We start from the raw sequence: 20,612 nt of genomic DNA on the forward strand, positions 1-20,612 counted from the left end.
GTCGCCCGCGTTCATCCAGCTCTTCGACCAGACTTCGATACTTAGACCGAAGCCAGCACACAATGGTCTCGTCTCTCATCCCTGCTCTTGTGCAGAGGCTCTCCACTCCGGTCAATCACTATTGCGGTAAGTTGTTTCCTGCCACCGCCTTAGGAGCAGGCAGACCAGGCACGTCTGCAACTCGCAGCCCCTCATGCCGCGCTGAGCAAGAGTGAAGAACGCTTCCGCTCCCTCATTGAACATGCTGCCGATGTGCTGACTATCCTGAATGTCGACGGCACTATCCGTTATATCAGTCCGTCGGTCGAACACTGGTTAGGATATACTGCCCATGAACTCACCGGCCAACCGTTCACTGCCCTGTTACACCCCACAGACCAGGAGCAAGTCGCTGGATTCATGACCGCTGTCGTGCAGGAGTCAGAGGACGTACGCGTATTTGAGTCACAGTGGCAGCGTAAGGACGGGACATGGCGAATGGTTGATAGTGTCCTGCGTAATTTGCTCGACGATAGTGCCGTTGCTGGCCTCACCTTAAGTTCACGCGATGTTACAGCACGGAAAGAAGTAGAGCGACTCAAGGATGAACTTGTTTCGACCGTCAGCCATGAACTTCGCACTCCACTGACAAGCTTGCGCGGATTTACTGAACTCATGCTTACGCGCGAGTTCTCAGTGGATCAGCAACGTCGTTTTCTCACTATCATGAATGACGAAGCTGCACGTCTCACCGACTTAATCAACGATTTTCTCGATCTCCAGCGTATCGAATCAGGACAGCAGACATATACCTTTACCGATACTGCTGTACTGCCGCTTTTGCAGGAGGCAATTGCTCCGTTCGTTAGCGTCGCAGAGAAGCATAGGTTTCATATCGCTGCTCCGAACGCACTCCCTACCGTCCGCATGGACAGTAATCGCATCCGCCAAGTACTCACCAATCTGTTGTCCAACGCCATCAAGTTTTCTCCGAATGGCGGTACCGTTACCCTCAGCGCCCACAATACTGAGAACTTTGTCGAGGTGCGCATCACCGACGATGGTATCGGCATTCCATCCGAGGCGATCCCCCAGCTTTTTGACAAATTTTTCCGGGTTAATAGCAGTGAAACCCGACAGATTCGTGGGACCGGACTTGGTCTCGCTCTCGTCAAGCAAATTGTCGAAGCCCACCGTGGTCAGGTATGGGTCGAAAGCGAATCAGGGAAAGGCAGTACCTTCTCGTTTTCCCTCCCCGTCAGCGCCTAATTCCTCTTTTTCTCAGTTAAAGCTCTTGCGGTAGATGGCCGAAACTATTAGAGTACGCCCTTCTGAGAAAGGGATGTACCCTCTTGAGCGCCACCCACATAGAGAAGGGAACTGTTGCATGACAACGCTGGCTACTGATACCGAGTCTAAACTTATCGCTGATAAGTATCGTATCGTCGCCCCACTAGGCCAAGGAGCAATGGGCGTTGTCTATCGTGCGGAACAGCTTGATGCGGAAGGCCATGCGTTACGCGAGGTGGCACTCAAGACCATGCGCCCAGAGTTCTCTCGTGACCCAGACTTCTCGAAACGGTTTCTGCGCGAAGTACGGGTGGCTGCACGCTTACGTAGTGCACATACAGTGACAATTTACGACTCCGGACGTGATGACATCGGACAATTGTTCTATACGATGGAAATCATCAAAGGACGGACACTGAAAGAAGTGCTCCAAAGCCACGGAACGCTCTCGGTTGAGCGTGTTGTTCGCATCACGTCACAAGTCTGCGACGCCCTTGCCGAAGCCCACGGACTCCCAGAACCGATTGTCCATCGCGACATCAAGCCAGCCAACATTTTCATTGAAGAACAGCACGGAGAAGACCGTGTAAAGGTCGGGGATTTTGGCATTGCCAAGATCTTAGGGGAAGAGACCAGCAACCTGAGTCATACCGGCGTCTCCCCTGGAACTCCTCGTTACATGGCCCCAGAACAGTGGCGTGGACAAGTCGTCGACGCCCGTTCAGATATCTACGCTCTCGGAGTCATGGTGTATGAGATGCTCACCGGCGGAGCACCGTTCGTTGCGAGTGACGGCCCAATGGCGTTGATGTATCAACACCTCGAAGGTGCACCACGCCCTCTCCCAGAAATCATTCCTGTGGGCATCCGACTACAAGTCGAAAAAATGCTTGCGAAGTCGCCTGACCAACGTCCGGCGAATGCCACAATTATCCGTCGCGCACTCGAGGAAGCACTTGCCAACAGTGAAGAAGGGCAACGAACCCTCTTGCTACCGCCGGAAGGTGCCATTGCCGGACAGCATGGAACAAATGGAAATTCTCGCACCACCAGTGACGCTGCTCGCAACTCGTCAAGCACGGGAAATGGCTCCGCCAGCAGTCTCGGCCGTTTTACCTTTTCGTATAACTCGCCAACTTCCTCAGAGAGAAAAGAGGTCGGTATTTCTGGTCGTACGATCGTTGTCGGAGGGCTGTTCCTGGCCGCAACGGTCGGCGGCGGGTTGTGGTATTGGCCACGACAGACAGCCACCTCCCAAGAACTCCAAGTGACTACCGCTCCATCGTCTCCTCAAGCAGCACCACAATTACGAGAAATTGATAGCAATCTCATCACCGCTGCTCGCACCGGTTCAAGCGACACGGTGCAGGCGCTGGTCGATCAAGGTGCGAATGTCAACGCACACGACGCTGACGGGCAAACTTCATTAATGGTCGCCGCCGGACGAGGCGCAACTGGCACAGTGCAACTGCTTCTGAGCAAAGGCGCTGACATAAATGCGAAAGATAAGAACGGCAGAACCGCCTTCCTTTGGGCTACCAGTTGTCCGCCCGATCGCTTTGGCTTAGTCCAAACTCTCAGCGATACTGCCGAGGCGCTACTCACTCGCGGTGCAGACATCACCACAAGTGATGCGGAAGGGAAAACCGCGTTGATGTGGGCCGCAATGCATGGTTATGAACTCATCCTGCGTTCGCTCGTTGCCAATAACGTTCCGCTTGACGCACAAGACAAAGAAGGCAATACCGCCTTGCTCTTCGCTGTCAGCAACGATCATATCGATTTGGTCCGCGTGCTGCTCAAAAGCAATGCCGCCGTCGATATGCAAAATGCCGAGGGCAAAACTCCGCTGATGGCCGCAGCCAACAGCAATTATCTCGACATTGCCCGTGCGCTGCTGGCAAAAAATGTCGACCCGAATATCAAAGATAAAGATGGCAGGACCGTACTCATGTGGGCGGTCAATAGTGGATCTCTCGACATCGCCCAGGCATTGCTAGCCAAGGGTGCTGATGTCACGGTGAAAACTCATGGCGGGAGAGATGCCCTGATGATTGCCGCACTCAAAGGGCAAGCGGAGATCATCCCCACCCTCCTTTCTAAAGGCGCAGACATTAACGCGACCGACGAGAACGGGAAGACTGCTCTCATGTGGGCTGCCAACGAAGCACATCTTCCGAGCGTGCAAGCATTGCTGGCAAAAGGTGCAGGAGTGAATGTCACTGATAATGAAGGGCGGAGTGCGCTCGTGTGGGCTGCTGCGCAAGACTATATCGATGCTGACGTGGAGCGTTCATTAGAGGAAATCACCCAAGCCCTACTGGCCAAGAATGCCGATATCAAGTTCCGCAGCGGTGAGGGAAAAACCGCGCTCGTGTGGGCCGCAGAGAAAGGCCACACCGGTATTGTCAAAGCACTGCTTGCCAAAGGCGCTGACCCAGACACAAAAGATTGGACCGGGAAGAGCGCCTTGATCCTCGCGAGTAACAACAATCACTCGGAAATCGTGAAGTTGTTAGCTATCGCCGGACAAAAGAGCAAATAGCGAACAGCGGCGGCGGTCGTTACCCATCAGTCACAACTGAAGCCGTTAGCAGCAGCATAATTCCCTCTCCCTCAGGGAGAGGGCTAGGGTGAGGGGATACAAAATAGCGGTTTTTGTCTCTTGGTACCCTCATCCTGACCTTCTCCCGGAAGGAGAAGGAACCCATACGCGCTGCGCTCCACCTACAACACAAGGATTTGTCCTTAAGTTGTGACTGGTGGTCGTTACCCCAACAAGTCGAGCACTTTTTCAGACGGGCGTGCGATAACCGCCTTTTGCCCACGAATGATCACTGGCCGCTGCATCAGCACTGGATGCTGTAAGAGCAGCTCGATCACCGCGTCACGGGTCTGATAGTTTTTCTCATCCAAGCCCAGTGACTCAAAGTTTTTATCCTTCCGCACGAGATCTGCCGGTGGATTCGGTAGCAGCGCGAGGAACCGTTCAAACGTTGCTCGGTCGAGCGGATTTTTCAGATATTCAATAACGTCGAACTCGACGCCGCGCTCTTTCAGGATATCGAGCGCTCCTCGTGACTGCCCTCACCCAGGGTTGTGATAAACGAGAAGTTTTTCCATACACACCTCCTCAAACAACAGAAGTTTGCTATCACGATCACTAGACATCTGCCGCTCTACGCGTCAAGAGGGTGAAGTAGTGGACAGGAGTTCGGCTTGGTTGATAATGCTACGAGAACGTCATGCTGAACGAAGTGAAGAATCTCTCCCCTGAGCTTGATGTCTGAGAGATTCTTCGTCGCGTTGTTCCTCAGAATGACAACGACCGTATGAAGAGAGGCGCCCTATGGACAGCAAAAAAACTCGCACTTTCGTTGACCAACAATGGGATACCAGCATCGTTCCAGCGCTACAGGAGTATTTGACGATTCCTAACCAGTCCCCTGCGTATGATCCGGCCTGGAACACTAACGGGTATATGGATCAGGCAACTGACTTGATTGCCACTTGGATTCGCACGCAACACATACCTGCTCTCACGCTCGATATTGTTCGCTTGGAAAAACGCACGCCACTCATCTATGTCGAGATTCCTGGTGACTCGAAGGAAACCGTGTTGCTCTATGGTCATCTTGATAAGCAACCACCAATGGAGGGTTGGAACGAAGGCCTCGGGCCGTGGAAGCCGGTGATCAAAGATGGGCGGCTGTACGGTCGTGGCGGTGCTGATGATGGGTATTCAGCTTTTGCCTCGATCACCGCGATTCAGGCGCTCAAACTCCAGAACATCCCACACGCACGCTGTGTCATACTCATCGAAGCCTGCGAAGAAAGTGGCAGTTTCGATCTGCCGCATTATGTTGAAGCGCTAAAAGATCGCATTGGCACGCCGAGTCTAGTCATCTGCCTCGATTCGGGTTGCGGTAACTACGATCAGCTCTGGATCACCACTTCGTTACGTGGACTCGCTAATGGCAATCTCTCAGTGTCTACATTAACTGAAGGTGTTCATTCGGGAGCCGCAAGCGGTATTGTTCCGTCATCCTTCCGTATTCTTCGCCAGCTCTTGAGTCGGCTGGAAAACGAGAACACCGGCGAAATTTTGCCCCGTGACTTGTATGTCACGGTGCCCCAAGAACGTTTACAGCAAGCCGCTGTTGCCGCCCAGGTGTTAGGAACCAGTGTTTACAGCGAGTATCCGTTCCAAGCCGGAACCAAACCCGTTGTGAGTGACATTCGAGAGTTGCTGCTGAATCGCACCTGGCGCCCGCAATTGGGCATCACTGGCGCAGCTGGACTTCCACCACTCGATAAATCGGGAAACGTGCTCCGACCAATCACTGCTGCGAAAGTTTCACTACGTCTGCCGCCAACTGCCAATGCGAACGAAGCAACGACTTTCCTCAAACAACTCTTTGAGAAAGAGCCGCCATATGGCGCGAAGGTCACCTTTGAAACCGAACAATGCGCCTTCGGCTGGAATGCGCCCCCATTAGAGCCGTGGCTGGAAAAATCGCTCAAACAAGCGTCACTTGATTATTTTGGCAAAGAGGCGTGCTACTGGGGGGAAGGCGGCACGATCCCGTTCATGGCCATGCTCGGTGAGAAATTTCCTAAGGCACAGTTTGTTATCACCGGTGTCCTTGGTCCGCGCTCGAATGCCCATGGACCGAATGAGTTTCTTGATATCGCAACGGGAAAACGACTCACTTGTTGTGTGACAAAAGTGCTAGAAGATCATTTGCGAGAGAAAAGACAGTAACGACACCTTGAGACACTATTCCTCATAGACACACCCCTCACCCGAACCCTCTCCCTACCAGGGAGAGGGAACCACCCGAGAATTATCGCGTCCGCACAAACGTCGCCGTCACAGCGCGATTTTGCGTCATATTGACTACACATGAACCAGAACCAGTACACGCACCGGCCCAGCCAGTGAAGCTATATCGTCTATTAGGCGTCGCCGTGAGTGTCACCGAAGCGCCACTAGCATAACTTTCAGCGCAATCGCTCGGACAGCTAACTCCGACGAGATTACTTCTCACGCTGCCTCTTCCTTGTACTGTCACATTGAGAGAGAAGGTTTGCGCACCACCACCACTAGTTACGGTTGTTGTTGCGGTTACCGCATTGTTCGCACTGTTGGGGTCAGCTTCCGTTGCGGTTGCTGTGGCGGTGTTGCTGAAGGTCCCTCCTCGTGAAGGCTTCACAATGAGCGTAACCTTTGCGTTTGCTCCGCTGGCAATCGTTCCTAAGTTACACGTGACGGTTGCTGTCCCACTGCACGTGCCTTGACTTGCGGTGGCAGACACAAAATCCACCCCGTCTGGGATCGCGTCAACGAGGACCACCTTGGTCGCCGAAGACGGTCCGGCGTTGGCCACCGTTAATGTATACGTCAGTTGAGTATTCACTGGCACAGGATCAGAACTATCTGTGACAGTTAACGATATATCCGTATTGGCAGGCGGAGGTGGCGGCGGCGGCGGCGGTGGCGGTGGCGGTGGCGGTGGTGGCGGTGGCGGTGGTGAAACTGACGAAGATGAGCCAAAGTCACGTACAAGCGTGGTCGTGTGTCCGGCATTATCACGAATGCGGACGGTCATCTCGGCACGACTTGCCACTAAATTCACCGCCGTGGGGAGGGACACTGTTACACCACCTCCGTTGGTGAGGCTTATGCCATTGGCGAAATTGGTTCCAGCCGGTTGTCCGCCAATCGCTACGTTAAATGTCACACTTAGTGTTCCTGACGCAAGGCCGGATTCCAAATCATAGGCGCCAATCGCAACTCCATTCACTGCTCCAGCATGCGCTTGCTCAAGGGTTGGTGATGCCCACAACGTCGGGCGTAAGTCATCTTCAAACCAGCCCCAATAGGCATTGCGTTCTATGGGTGCACCAAGATCAATCCAGCGCGCCAATGTTAACTTCTCATCCCAGGCCAGACGTTGTGCATGGATGGTGTCGGTCGCTGGGTCGTAATCAATATCGCCAGTGCGTGTCGCATTGGTGCGCCCGTCCAGCCGCGCGCCAAAGAGTTTCCACATCAAGAGGCTCTCGCGAGACTGATAGCCGCGCAGGTAGCGAGTAAGCTGCGGCTCGATGAAATACGGAGCTGGCGCGCCTGATGGGACGCCCAGTCCAAACTTTGGACAACCGTCAATGAAACGATCAATCGCCAGGCGATAATATGTCCCTGGCCACGTGGCCGAGCCACATTGAACGGTCGTTGTATCATCGTGCAGATTGAGATTGCCCTCCAGTGACGTAGCAGTATGACAGCCTGCACAACGGTTATTCAGGATTGGGCGAATATCGCGGAAATATTCAATCGTTGTCTGTGGCACACTTTGCGTGACTGTTGTGGGATTACCATTGCGTTGTGTCAACTGGAGCAGCGGCGTTTGCAACGCCAGATCGGTCGGCTGAAAGCCTGGTTGTCCAGCGACCGTCGTGTGAAAATCGAGCGGCTCCTTAGTATGCGCATGACACCCGCCACAATCATACCGCCCCTCGCCGGGTCGCACGTGATGCCACGTCTGCGCCATGTTGAGCACCATGCCGTTACGGTCAAGGGTTTGGAACGTGATCGGGACATCAGCAGGAATACGCGCGAGAAATGACGTGTCGGTGTTGCCCTTCTGATCAATTATCCCTTCATGCCGTACGGGGATCTCCCCAAGAATACGCAAGCGCTCGTCTCCATGATTAAAGAAGCCAGGTCCGTTGTTGGGATAGGACTTGTCTGTCTTTGGCAACATGCCGAGGATGCGAATGGCGTAAATGTCATTGTCAGCGTACTTACCAGCATCGGCTCCTTGGTGCACCCAGGCATAGAGCTGTTCATGTGAGGCATTGAACGGATCAGGATCAATGCTGTTATCACTATTACGATTAAAGCCCGCAAGCCGTGGATTGGTATCACGCCAGATCAGTGAGGCTGTGCCAATCAATCCTAACGGACTGTTAGCCGTGATTTCCTCTCCGCTGTTTTGCAGGTTTTTCCATACGGTCGGTTGCGCGCGACCCGGAAACAGCGTCGAGTATGGGACCACCGGTCGTGGCCATTGTTCGTTGTAATTTGGATTGTTGACGATACGAACCAGATCAGTCGGCAGTGCGGTGCCATTCGCCGCTTTCGCACTTGTCATCATATACAAGCCACCGTCGTAGAATGGCTTATTGATCCCTTGGTTCGTGTAGATGCCATTACTGTTGGCTGCGCCTGTGGTGTAGACCAGTAACAAATTGTCACCCGGAGCAACCGACGGATGCGTGACTTTACCAATCCGGCTGGCGGGCGGGCAGGGATTGCCAATGTCGTTGTAGATATTGCGTCCCACTGCACACGGCGCAGGGAAGTCTTCAGCCAAGGTACCGATGCTGTCGGTCCAGTTGGTCAGATCAACATACCCTTTACGCTGAAACGGCATAAAAGTGCCGGGTTCGTTGGCCGGCAGAAAATCCGGCCCAGCCGGATCAAGCGGAAACCGTGCCAAATCTCCAAAGCCGTTGTTGTTCTGGTTGTAATAACGAACGGTGACAATATCCTGATTCGCCATCTGCGTGGTAAAGTGATGGACAATAGCATTCTCGCCAAAACCAGAGGTCGAATGCCACTTGGTGCCGTCCGGCGCAATGAACCACAGGTTGAACTGCCGTCCGTCACGGATGCCCTGGTTTTCCCAGGTGGTGAACACCAACCGACCATCGAGTAATTGCAACGGATGCAACGCCATCGACTGATTGAGATAGCCAATCTGTTCGACATTCTTGCCGTTCCAATCCATCATGAATAGTTGCAGCACACGTTGTTGCCCACCTTGCTGCTTGGGCGGAATGAAGTTGTTGCGAGATGAAGTAAAGGCAATCGCGGGTTTCGTGAGATCATTTTGCGCAACAAAGGCTGGACCGACGTTGAAGACCCCGACATTGGGACAATTTTGGCCTTGCCCAGTCTTTCCACAATTTGTGAGCTGTGCGCCATTCCCCGTATTCGGCGTGAATTCTTGAAAGGTCAGTCGGGCCGTTTCCCGAGTTTTCAGGTTGAGGCGATAGATGTCCGCACCCTTGCGACTGAGGTTCCGCTGTGGGTTGACATCGCGCTGGTCGTGGATATAGGCGAAGATGATCCATTTGCCGTCGAACGAAACATTGGGATCGAGTACAACGCCATTGCCCAGCGGGGCGTCAACGAGGGTTTGATGTTGCGCAAGCGGAAAAAGGATTTCTTCAGTGCAATTGGGATGGAGCACGCGCAGGTCTGCCCCTGGGTCGGCGTTGAGGGGGCGAGTGACTTCTGGCCAGACAGTATCAGTCGTGTCACCAAAACGAGGGGCGCGGACGTAGACGATATCGTACGGCACCAGATTGGGGGTACAATTCGCAACCGCGACCGGTTGACTCGCCACAGGGCGTGGCGTGAAGATCACACACAGTGCCGTTAGCGAAAGAAGAAACAACGAGTGACTAACACCAGAGAGGCAGCAAGCGAGGGCTTTTGCAACGCGCCTTCTTACTACTGAGTGCCTGGTAATCGGGGAGAGGTTGCAGTATGGATCGGAGTACGTCATGGGGGTGGCCTTGTTTACTCAGAGTTTCCTGATGGGGGTATGCAAAAGCCCACCTAATGGGAGATAACAGAGGACTGCAGAATAACCAAATAATCGCCAGTAGAATGAAAGACCGCCGTCAAGATTTTGACAATAGTAATTTTCTTTGGGTAATACTGCCCCAATAAGGAGGGAATGAGGATGAACAGATACCAAATGTTGCGCGGGTCTGACGCACGGGAACCACAGGCTGCACCAGGATGGCAGATTCAACGACTGCTTCCTGCCAGCGGACTGTACGGTGCGAATGGCATGCAGTTTGGCCCTGATGGTCGACTGTATGTCACGCAAGCTTTTGGCAGCCAGATTACCGCTGTCGACGTCAAGAGTGGCGCACTCGAAGTGATATCCCCGTTGGGTGGACCTATCGTTGCACCCGACGATGTCGCCTTCGACTCACACGGCACCATGTATGTCACTGAAGTGATGAGTGCACGAGTGTGTGCTCGAACACCAGACGGAAAAACGCGTATCGTTAATGACAACTTACCTGGTGCAAACGGCATCACAGTTCATAACGATCGGGTGTTTATCGACGAGTTCCGTGGTGGTGGTCGTATCTTCGAGTTATATCCGCACTCAGGTCGTGAGCCGCGGATGATTGCTGATGGCCTGCGTGGCCCGAATGCCTTGATGGTCGGACCTGACGGGAAACTGTATTGTCCGCTGGTTCCGAATGGGGAAGTCTGGCGGGTCGATGTTGAAACTGGCGCAAAAGAAAAGGTCGTCGATGGTCTCAAATCGCCACCAGCAGTGAAGTTCAATCGCAAAGGGGAGCTCATCGTCCCGCAAGCTGGGAATGGAGAGGTCGTCCGCATTGACGTGCAGAGTGGCGCAAAAATTGTCATTGCCAAAGTCCGACCGGGAATCGACAACTTCGCCTTTCATCCAGACAATCGCATGTTTATCTCACACTTTGTTGATGGTGGAGTAGCGGAAGTCGCGACCGATGGCAGTAACGCTGAGCGCATGCTCGTTCCGCCCGGACTCGTTGGCCCGTGGGGAATCGCGTGCGGTGCAACAGGACAACTGTATCTGAACGATGGACTCAGCCTTGCCGTGCTTTCCCCTGATAAAACCGTTAGCCGTCTTGGTGGGTTGTTGGACAACAGTTTCCCTGGGTTCGTCCGCAGCCTCGCTGCCGGTGTGCCAGGCGAATTGTGGATCACGACCATTGCGGGTGACGTCGTGCAATACTTCCCCGATGGTCGTCCGTTCAAGATGATCGTACGCAAACTGAAGAGTCCGTATGGTGTCGCACCTCTTGGCAACGGCACGGTCGCCGTTGCCGAAGCAGGGACTGGCAAATTATTACGGGTTGATGACGCTGGTCAGACATCAACCGTTGTCGAAGGTTTAGCTCAGCCAGGTGAGGTCGTTGCTACAGATAACGGGACAATTTTTGTCAGCGAGGTAGGAAAAGGCCAAATCACACAGGTTGACTCAGCAGGGAAGGCCGCAGTTTTCATCAATGGGCTCAACAAACCGCAAGGATTGGCCGTATGGAAAAATTCACTGCTAGTGCTTGATCGTGGGACAAAAGAATTATGCGCAGTTGACCTGGCAACGAAAAAGCCACAAGTACTTGCCCATCACCTTCCCGTTGGCGACCCTCCTGGCTGTGCACGCGGACCAATGGAATTCTCCGGCGGTCTTGCCGTCGGGTCAGACGGAACGATTTACATCGCTGGCGACGGCGAAGGGAGTGTGCTGACGTTGCGGCAATAAAATCGCTCCCACATACCATTGCACTATAGGCGTCAGGTAGAAAAACTGGTGCGACGGTTGGAGCGCGACAGACGTGCTCCAACCCGAATCAACCGCAGCTACAACCGGCAACAGTCAATCAGATCAAGGCAGATTCTTCGTCCCGCAGAGTCGGCAGGAAGTGGCGAGCATTGGCTGTCCACTTCGTTACAGGTCGGAGTCAATCCGACAGTCCAGTTCTGCAAACCTTCCTGCCACGTGAATACAGTCGGAGTGGGAAACGCTGGTGACAGTCGGTTAGTACAAGCGGCGATCGCTGACGCATCAAGACCACGGAGAAATCGTGAGCCATAGGTGGTGACAGCCACACTAATGTTATTTCCACACACGCTATCTACACACAACGCAACCGTGTGCACGCCTTCATTGAGTTCACTCCAGTTGGCCAGGACGCTGAAGCCGTTATTGGTATCGCCACATTGATCGCGGGTGTCCTCGCGGCCGGTTCCATACACCGCATCAATGAAGATCTGATCGTCAATGCGAATCTGTACCCTCTGGGCCCTACACACCCAACCAGAGATCACTGTGATGCCGCTTTGAAACGAGTTGGGACCTGGGTTCTCTAGCCTTTGCTGTGCCTGTACCAACGGTGCCCACCCTAGCATGACGCTCCACATCACAATCGCGATGAATCCGCTTCCATATGAAACCTTCACATACCCTTTGCTTTTCTCTTGCGCTATTATCATTGTCACACGCCTCTCTACATAAAGTTCTTTGAAGCTTTATACAGGACAGGAACCCATGCACCAAAAGGCCTGACCTCGTTTATCCCGTACGTTTGCGCGCGGACAGGTATAGCAATGAGCAGCGAGACTCCTCGGCAATTTCGTGTACCTTGAAATGTTTGAGTAACAAGAAGCGCCGTTCGACCGCAGAAAACCCGGCCTTCATGAGCGCGTGGGTAACCTCTTCGGCTGACCGTTTTACATACACACTGTGTGCCACGAGATGGACTGGATACGTAGTGATCAGCACCTGACCGTTTTTCTTCAGGACACGGGCAATCTCTCGCAAAGCGATGTCAGGGTCGACATAACCAAGGGTTTCAGGAAGAACGACCACATCAAGAGAGCCAGACGCAAACGGCAACAGGTGCGAATTCGTTTGTACGAGATGAGTGACGCCGTGTCGCCGCGCGCTCCGAACCATCCCAAAGAACAAATCGACCCCGACAACCAACTGCGCGTGCCGCTCAAGCAGTTTTTCCAATTCTCCAGTGCCACAACCGATAGAAAGAATCCGCTGTCGTGGTGGCACTTGGGTACTCAGCCAGCGCCGCAAGGCCGGAAACGCATAGGTATACGTAAAATGCTCGCTCTTTTTCCAGCCGACTTTACCAACTCGACGAAAGAGGGTCGCCCCACTACGTGGAGTTTTCTGTGGTTGAAGAAGTTTTTTCAACAACGCTTGCTCCGAGTAAATTTCCGTTCAGTGTTGATCGCGAAAAGCGCCAAGAGCTAACATGAGGACGATTCCATCCGCAAGGCCCAAGCCTGATGGATTTGATTTCTCACGGTATTTCTCGTAGTTAGTACCCCCGCACAACGAGAAGCTAAAGTAGGATACCTCGATACTCTCAAGGGGATGCGCATGCAGTACTTCTGTGGAATCGACACCGGCGGAACCTTCACGGACTGTGTGGTCATGGATGAACAGGGACACATTACCATCGCCAAAAGTCCCTCGACACCAAACGATTTTGCCGAAGGATTTTTCAATGCCCTGCAAGTTGCCGCCGAAAAGATCGATCTGACGCTTGCACAATTGATGCAACATACGCGCTTGCTCCTGCATGGCACGACGGTCGGCACCAACGCCATTGTCCAATTGAAGGGCGTCAAAACTGGCCTGATTACAACGCGCGGTCATGGTGACGCACTGATCATCATGCGCTCGGTTGGTCGCTCTGCCGGACTGCCGATTGAAAAGTTGCTGCACGTCTCTCGTCACGCCAAACCACAACCGATCATTCCTCGTACGCTGATTCAAGAAGTCAGCGAACGCATGGACTGGAAAGGCGACGTGTTTCTGCCGTTGAATGTAGAAGAAGCACGAACGGGAGTTCGCAACTTACTCGCACAACAAGTCGAAGCCATTGCCATTTCGTTCTTATGGGGGTTTGTGAACCCAACCCATGAAATCGCCGTCAAACAGATGGTGCAGGAAGTGGCGCCGCAGGTTTTTGTCACCTGCGCGCATGAGCTGATCGCGAAACCTGGCGAATACGAACGCACTGCGGCGACGGCAATTAATTGCTTCATCGGACCAGGCTCCTCAGGATACATTGGCCGCGTGCAAGAACGGGCCAAGCACCTTGGCTATCAATATCCTTTGCTGATCATGCAAGCCGCCGGTGGTGTCGCCACTGCGCATGAAGCGGCAGAGAAGCCGGTTTTCACAATTGGTTCTGGACCGGTCGGCGGGGTGATTGGCTCAAAGTTCCTTGCCGACACACTTGGACATAAGAACGTCATTGCGTCGGATGTTGGTGGGACAAGCTTTGACGTTGGTATTCTCCATGACGGGCAACCATTGACCTCCTCAGAAACCATCATTCATCAATATACTTTCTTCATGCCGCAACTCGATATTCAGTCAATCGGCAGTGGTGGCGGTAGTATTATATGGATCGATGAGATGAGCGGGACGATGAAAGTCGGCCCACATTCCGCAGGTGCTGACCCTGGTCCCGCGTGTTACAACCGTGGCGGCACTGAACCGACCATTACTGATGCCAATGTCATTCTCGGCTATCTCAATCCCAACAATTTCCTCGGTGGCAAATTTTCACTGGACAAGAACAGCTCGTTACAAGCGATGCAGAAGGTTGCCGATCGCTTACAGATGGATGTGGTCGAAGCGGCAAGTGGCGCGGTGCAAATCGTCGAATTTCACATGGCCGACTTGATGCGCCAGATGACCGTGCAACGCGGCCTCGATCCGCGTGACTTCATTGTCTATGCGTATGGCGGTGGTGGTCCAGCCCATGCAGTAGCGTACTCCCAAGAACTCGGATGTAAGACCGTGGTCGTACCGCTCGGATCGGTGGCCTCGACATGGTCAGCACTAGGAGTGCAGTCTGCCGACGTGCTGCATGTCTACGAAAAGGCCGAGCTGCTAATAGCCCCGTTTGACGCGCAGCGCATTAGCACGATTTTCGCCGAGCTAGAGGACAAGGGCAAAGCCCAGTTGCGCGAAGACGGGATTACAGAGGATGCCATACAGTTTCACCGCTCGGCAGACATGAAGTTTCGCTTACAAATACACCGTGTAGAAGTTCCTGTGCCGCCAGGTCCGTTAACGGCGCACGATGCCGAAACGCTGCTACAAACCTTTGCGGATAAATATGAAACCCTGTACGGCAAAGGCTCTGCCTTCAAAGAAGCCGGGGTCGAAATTGGCGTCTTACGTGTGACAGCGGTGGGAAAAATTCCGCGCCCACGTCTTGCCTATCAAGTCCAGAAAGCTGCTGATGCAGAAGTCGGTTCACGTGACGTGTACTGGCGGGAAATGCGACGGTTCGTCAACACGCCGATTTATACCGGAGCCACCCTCGCTGCCCACAGCAAAGTTGCAGGGCCAGCAATTATCGAAATGCCAGAGACGACGATTGTGCTGCGGCCTGGGAGTCACGGGGAGTTAGATGAGTATGGAAACTTCATCATCACTATTCAATGATTGCCAATGGTCTTCAGTTGGACATATTCAGGAGCAATGCCAACATGAAACGGAGAATCGGAGACAGGGAAAATCGGAGAATGAAAACGCTTTCTTTTTACTCGCCGTTTCTCCGATTCACCGTTTCCCCGTTCCTCTCATGCAAAAATTGGAGACGGGTGCAGAGGGCAGATCTGTAAGGAGGACATGTGACACAAGCGAACATTCAATGGGACGGTCGTACCTATCCCTACATTCCAAGCAAGACGCTCAAGATCGATCCCAAGCTCAAACTGCACACCCGCGCGGCAGAGAAGATCGACCCGGTCACGTATGAAGTCGTACGTCATGCCTTATGGAACATCAACGTCGAGCACGGCAACACCATCATGCGTATTTCCGGTTCGCCAAGCTGTGCATATGGGCACGACTTCAATCCCTCATTGCATGATGAAACTGGTGACTTCGTCTTCTTTGGTCCATTTCTCCAGTACCTGTCGTCAGCCACTGGCTCAGCGATCAAGTGGACGTTAGAGAATCGCTCGGACAATCCAGGGATCACTGATGGTGATATTTTTCTTACCAATGACCCATGGATTGGTGCGACCCATCAATCGGATGTTGCCCTGGTTGCACCGGTCTTTTGGGAAGGGGAGTTGTTCTGTTGGGTCGGCAACACGCTGCATCAATGGGACATGGGCGGAACCGCTCCTGGTGGCTTCAATCCTATGGCCGCAGATGTGTTCTGGGAATCGGGTTGTATTCCGCCGATCAAGATTGTTGAAGGTGGCATACTGCGCAAAGACTTGGAAGAAGAATACGCCCGCCGCTCGCGCATGCCGCAGTTAGTCGCGCTTGATTTGCGCGCAGAGATTGCAGGTTGCAATGTTGCACGTGAACGCTTGCTCGCGCTGATTGCGCGTTATGGTGCCGAGGTCATCAAAGGCGTGATGCACAAATTGCAAGATGATTCAGAGAAAGCGTTTCTCAAGCGTTTAGAAACCATTCCTGACGGCACCTGGCGCGAGTCGAGTTGGATTGAACTGAAAGCGCCCGGCGATCGCCATCTGTATCGCAATGCCCTGTCGCTCACCAAACGTGGCAACCGATTGATTTTCTCCAATGAAGGGAGCGATCCACAAGCCGGAACATTGAACTGCACGCTTGTGGCCTGGAAAGGTGCGGTCGCATCGATGATCTGCTCGCAGATGCTCTTTGACCAAATGTTCGTTGTCGAAGGCGCCTATCGCCACATTGAGTTTGATGTCGTGCCAGGGACGTTGTCATGTGCAACCTTCCCGGCTGCAGTGTCAGCCGCACCGCCAGGGGTGTTGTTACAAACCATAGCGTTATCAGGATTAGTCATTTCAAAGATGTTGGCCTGTTCCTCAGATGAACAACTCCGCAGTGAAGTACAAAGCTGCATGGGCGCCGCCATGTATCCAGTGTGCGCATTTAATGGCACCGATCAGCGCGGTGCGCCATACGCATCGTTCTTACTTGACCCAGTAGGTGCAGCGCTTGCTGGATCGCCCTGGCGTGATGGTATCGACACCGGCGGTTGGCCGTGGGATCTGCAAAGCACCATGCCTAATGTCGAAGATAACGAATGGTTTTATCCGATCCTTTACTTGTGGCGTAAAGAGCTAGCGAACTCCGGCGGTGCTGGTAAGTATCGCGGCGGCAACTCCGGCGAGCTGGCCTTCATTCCGCACGGAACAGACCACATCAACGTCTTTACCGCGTCAGGTCATTGTGCCGTCCCTGGACCAAGTCTACATGGCGGACTTGTCCCAGCCACGACACGATTCACCTTGCAACACAACGCAAATGTCACCCAGCAAGTGCTGGCCACTGGCACGATGCCCACGAGTTTTACTGAGTTACAAGGAAAGACAGAGTACATCGCGCCAAAGGCCTTCAACGTTCCGCAGACACCGGCAGATGTTTTCTTACTTTCCTGGGCCGGTGCTGGCGGTTATGGCGATCCATTGGAACGCGATCCAGCACGTGTTGCACTAGATGTGCAACGTGGCAATGTCACCCCAGACTGGGCAGCCGAAGCGTATGGCGTGGTCTTTGATGAAGCGAGGCATATTGATACCGAGGCAACCGCAAAACGCCGCGCCAAACTCCGCAAAGCCCGTTGCAAGTCGGCTCCAAAACGCGAACGCCGCAAACTCGACATTACCCATGCACGCCGTATTGCCGAAGGGCTTTACCTCACTTCTGGTGTTATCGCCTGTAGTAAATGTGCCCATGAAATTTCACCGGCAAATGAAAACTACAAGTTACACTGTGCCATGAGCGAACGACCAATAAAAGGCGTAAACCCCTACCTGCTCGATCCGAAAGTCTATGTCGACGACAAGATGGTCTTTCGCAGTTATGCCTGTCCCAGTTGCGGGCTGTTGATTCAGACCGAGCTTGTACGTCCGACTGATCCGCCGTTGTGGGATATTCAGTTGGCAGAGTGAAACAATCCTCGTTGTTGAGTTGCTTGGGTATATTACGATGATGGTGGTTTGCATTGGCATGAAGAAAAGCAGAAAGTAGGCCGGAATAAGCGCAGCGTTTCCGGCAGTGGTCGGTAAGTATATCTCGCGGCAAGTAGGTAAGATGTAAAGTATGAAGCAAAATGATCAAGCCCTAAAAGTCGCACTGGCAGCGGCTCAACAGCTTTCTCCGCAACTGCAACGGCAACTCGCTGAGCAGTTGCTGACGTTTGCTGCACCAGATCAACAAACGACACTCGTCTCTCTTCGGCGACTCTCTCCCCAGAGGCAAGCCCGCCTAGAAAAGCTCATGGACAAACATAACGAGGGTCGCCTCACTCAAGGGGAAAGGCGCGAATTGCAGCACCTTTCATCAGAGGTTGACCAACTCTTGCTTACAAATTCCCAAGCTTTGGCACGTGCCTTACGACCAGAGCTTTTTGATGAACGTGGAAAGCCGATCAGGAAACGTTTTCAACGCGCCGTGCGTGAGCCATCGGTCAGATCTGCTACGAAACACCAGGAGGCCAGACAAGGGTGACCGCCCGCGTTCCCTCCCGAGTAACCACTCTCGTCAAAGCGCGAGCCGCAGGACGGTGTGAATACTGCCATGCACCGCAAATCGTCATCGGCCAAACATTCCATATCGATCACATTCTGCCCTACTCTCTTGATGGTCAACCCGTTGCTGAGAATTTGTGTCTCGCTTGTTCTCATTGCAATCTCGCGAAGGGAGATCGAGTCAAGGCTCTCGATCCGCTTTCACGAAAACAAGTACCGCTTTACAATCCCCGAACAAACATTTGGGAAGATCATTTTCGCTGGAGCCCAAATTGGACAAGACTGCTAGGACGCACGGCGATTGGTCGAGCAACCGTGGTGGCCCTTGATATGAACGCAAAGATTTTACAAATGGCACGGCCTTTTTGGCGTGTGGCAGGATTGCTCCCATGAAAGCCCACGGTTGAGAACAGGCAGCGTGGTCACGTATAGTGATCGTGATGTCCAAACAGATGTACGGCTGGAAACGGTTTTGGTGTCCGAGAGAAGCTTCGATAAATCTTTCTGATGGGGGCTACTTATATGATCCGGACTCAGAGTGGGGTCGGGTTTATAACCCCAATGTGGTCTCCTTCGATTCAATTGCTCAGATTCCATGCCTCATTCTGCTTGGTGAGCCCGGCATTGGTAAAAGCCATGCCTTAAAGGCAGAAATTGAAACGGTTAAGATCAAGAGCAAGCAAGAAGGCGATGAAGTCCTAGAGTTGGATCTTCGTGAGTATGGAAGTGAAGACCATCTCGTTCGAGACCTCTTTGCAAACGAAACAGTTACTGCTTGGAAAAAAGGGAATCACCACCTTTCAATCTTCTTGGACAGTCTCGATGAAGGGTTGCTCCACATCAAAGTTTTATCAAGCCTATTAGCCCGTGAACTGAACAAACTTGATAAACAACTCGTCTCCCGACTCCGCCTCCGTATCGCCTGCCGAACGTTCGACTGGTCACTGAACTTAAGCTTGGAGGAAAGTTTATGCGAACTATGGGGAAAGGATGCAGTTCAGGCGTATGAATTAGTATTCCTCCGACGAGAGGACGTCACTGAAGCTGCAAAAGTAAACGGCTTTGAGCCGAACGAATTTTTGAGTGCAATCGATCGAGCGGAAGCAGCTCCTTTAGCAATCAAACCAATCACCTTAAAATTCTTGCTCAATTTTTACCGCAAGAATCAAAGCTTTCCAAAAACTCGAACTGAGCTGTATCTCAACGGTTGTCGTCAGTTGTGTGAAGACCCCAAACCTGAGCTTCGGCAAATTCAACCCACATCCGCTGAGCGACGTTTAATCATTGCGGCTCGTATTGCAGCAGTCACTATTTTTGCTAACCGTTACGCAGTCTGGAACGATATCGATAATGGACATGTTCCTGATGAGGATATCCCTTTCCAAGGCTTAGCGAGAGGAAAAGAAAAAGCACAAGAAAACGAGTTTGAGGTCAATGAAAAAGTCATACGCGAGACATTAGGAACGGGACTCTTCTCCTCTCGCGGAGCGAACCGTCTTGGCTGGGCACATCAAACGTATGCAGAATTCCTCGCAGCATATTACCTGGTCCAGAGTGGGATGTCTCATTCACAGATGATGAGTCTCATTGTTCATCCCAGTGATCAGGAAGGAAAATTGATTCCGCAATTGCATGAGACTGCTGCATGGCTCGCATCCATGGTACCTGCCATATTTCAGCAGATCATGAAGACAGACCCAGAAGTGTTGCTTCGTAGTGATGTGGCGACGGCGGAAGTAAAAAACCGAGCAGCTTTGGTAGAAACTCTCTTGAAACTCTACGACGAGGAAAAGTCGTTAGATTTTGATTGGAGCAAATGGAAACGATATCGAAAGCTTTCACACCCAGATTTGGCGAACCAACTTCAACCCTATATTGGCGACAAGGAAAAAGGAGTGATCGTACAGCGAGTCGCCATTGATATAGCAGAGGCTTGTGAAGTTCAGGCTTTGCAAGAGGACCTGCTGACCGTAGCACTTGATCCTTCACAAGTGCTGCAAATTCGGATCGAAGCAGCAGGCGCAGTTAGTCGCATTGGGGATGAAGCGACAAAGGCGAAACTAAAACCATTCGCTGTAAATACTTCAGACGATGACCCAGACGACGAATTAAATAAAAACCCATTGGACGGAAAGTGCTTCACCTCCTAGGATGGCAAATGGATAAAGTTTGTCAGTGCCTACGGAGGTGAAGCGATGGACGGGGAACATCTTCGCATAAGCAAGCGGGAGCGCCA

The 20,612-nt window shown here is 52.8% G+C and carries 13 protein-coding genes; 9 read left to right on the forward strand and 4 right to left on the reverse strand.

Features of this window, described 5'->3' with window-relative positions:
* Nucleotides 1–252: 252 nt before the first annotated feature.
* The gene (locus FJ147_18605; GenBank protein ID MBM4257888.1) at nt 253–1,248 is read left to right on the forward strand and encodes a PAS domain S-box protein; all 996 of its coding nucleotides are present in this window, start codon (nt 253–255) and stop codon (nt 1,246–1,248) included.
* A gap of 34 nt (nt 1,249–1,282) precedes the next feature.
* On the forward strand, nt 1,283–3,814 hold the full coding sequence (locus FJ147_18610) for a hypothetical protein (protein MBM4257889.1): 2,532 nt from the start codon (nt 1,283–1,285) through the stop codon (nt 3,812–3,814).
* Nucleotides 3,815–4,038: 224 nt separating this feature from the next.
* On the opposite strand, the gene FJ147_18615 is transcribed toward FJ147_18610, so the two are convergent.
* On the reverse strand, nt 4,039–4,332 hold the full coding sequence (locus FJ147_18615; GenBank protein MBM4257890.1) for an arsenate reductase: 294 nt from the start codon (nt 4,330–4,332) through the stop codon (nt 4,039–4,041).
* A gap of 286 nt (nt 4,333–4,618) precedes the next feature.
* Between FJ147_18615 and FJ147_18620 the strand changes: the two genes are divergently transcribed.
* The gene (locus FJ147_18620; GenBank protein ID MBM4257891.1) at nt 4,619–6,034 is read left to right on the forward strand and encodes a M20/M25/M40 family metallo-hydrolase; all 1,416 of its coding nucleotides are present in this window, start codon (nt 4,619–4,621) and stop codon (nt 6,032–6,034) included.
* Nucleotides 6,035–6,116: 82 nt separating this feature from the next.
* Here FJ147_18620 and FJ147_18625 read toward each other — a convergent pair whose 3' ends face one another.
* Nucleotides 6,117–9,710 (reverse strand): DUF11 domain-containing protein, encoded by a 3,594-nt coding sequence (locus FJ147_18625; GenBank protein ID MBM4257892.1) that lies wholly within the window; start codon nt 9,708–9,710, stop codon nt 6,117–6,119.
* A 315-nt stretch (nt 9,711–10,025) separates the two neighbouring features.
* On the opposite strand from FJ147_18625, the gene FJ147_18630 reads away from it, so the two are divergent.
* Nucleotides 10,026–11,618: a gluconolaconase gene (locus FJ147_18630; protein ID MBM4257893.1), complete on the forward strand. Its 1,593-nt coding sequence runs from the start codon at nt 10,026–10,028 to the stop codon at nt 11,616–11,618.
* A 98-nt stretch (nt 11,619–11,716) separates the two neighbouring features.
* Here FJ147_18630 and FJ147_18635 read toward each other — a convergent pair whose 3' ends face one another.
* Both FJ147_18635 and FJ147_18640 read right to left on the reverse strand, forming a co-directional pair.
* Complete coding sequence (locus tag FJ147_18635; protein MBM4257894.1) at nt 11,717–12,355, reverse strand: hypothetical protein; 639 nt, start codon at nt 12,353–12,355, stop codon at nt 11,717–11,719.
* Nucleotides 12,356–12,428: 73 nt separating this feature from the next.
* Entirely contained in the window at nt 12,429–13,085 is a 657-nt protein-coding gene (locus tag FJ147_18640; protein MBM4257895.1) for a class I SAM-dependent methyltransferase, read from the reverse strand.
* A gap of 162 nt (nt 13,086–13,247) precedes the next feature.
* Between FJ147_18640 and FJ147_18645 the strand changes: the two genes are divergently transcribed.
* From FJ147_18645 to FJ147_18665, 5 genes are all read left to right on the forward strand, one after another.
* The gene (locus FJ147_18645; protein ID MBM4257896.1) at nt 13,248–15,341 is read left to right on the forward strand and encodes a hydantoinase/oxoprolinase family protein; all 2,094 of its coding nucleotides are present in this window, start codon (nt 13,248–13,250) and stop codon (nt 15,339–15,341) included.
* A gap of 188 nt (nt 15,342–15,529) precedes the next feature.
* Nucleotides 15,530–17,797 carry a hypothetical protein gene (locus FJ147_18650; GenBank protein ID MBM4257897.1) on the forward strand — a complete coding sequence of 756 codons (2,268 nt, stop codon included), beginning with the start codon at nt 15,530–15,532 and terminating at the stop codon, nt 17,795–17,797.
* Between the two features lie 151 nt (nt 17,798–17,948).
* The gene (locus FJ147_18655; GenBank protein ID MBM4257898.1) at nt 17,949–18,356 is read left to right on the forward strand and encodes a hypothetical protein; all 408 of its coding nucleotides are present in this window, start codon (nt 17,949–17,951) and stop codon (nt 18,354–18,356) included.
* On the forward strand, nt 18,311–18,769 hold the full coding sequence (locus FJ147_18660; protein MBM4257899.1) for an HNH endonuclease: 459 nt from the start codon (nt 18,311–18,313) through the stop codon (nt 18,767–18,769). Before FJ147_18655 ends, FJ147_18660 begins: the two co-directional genes overlap by 46 nt.
* Nucleotides 18,770–18,816: 47 nt before the next feature.
* On the forward strand, nt 18,817–20,526 hold the full coding sequence (locus FJ147_18665) for a hypothetical protein (GenBank protein MBM4257900.1): 1,710 nt from the start codon (nt 18,817–18,819) through the stop codon (nt 20,524–20,526).
* Nucleotides 20,527–20,612 lie beyond the last annotated feature (86 nt).

Source organism: Deltaproteobacteria bacterium (assembly GCA_016874775.1).
Classification (GTDB): domain Bacteria; phylum Desulfobacterota; class Binatia; order Bin18; family Bin18; genus VGTJ01.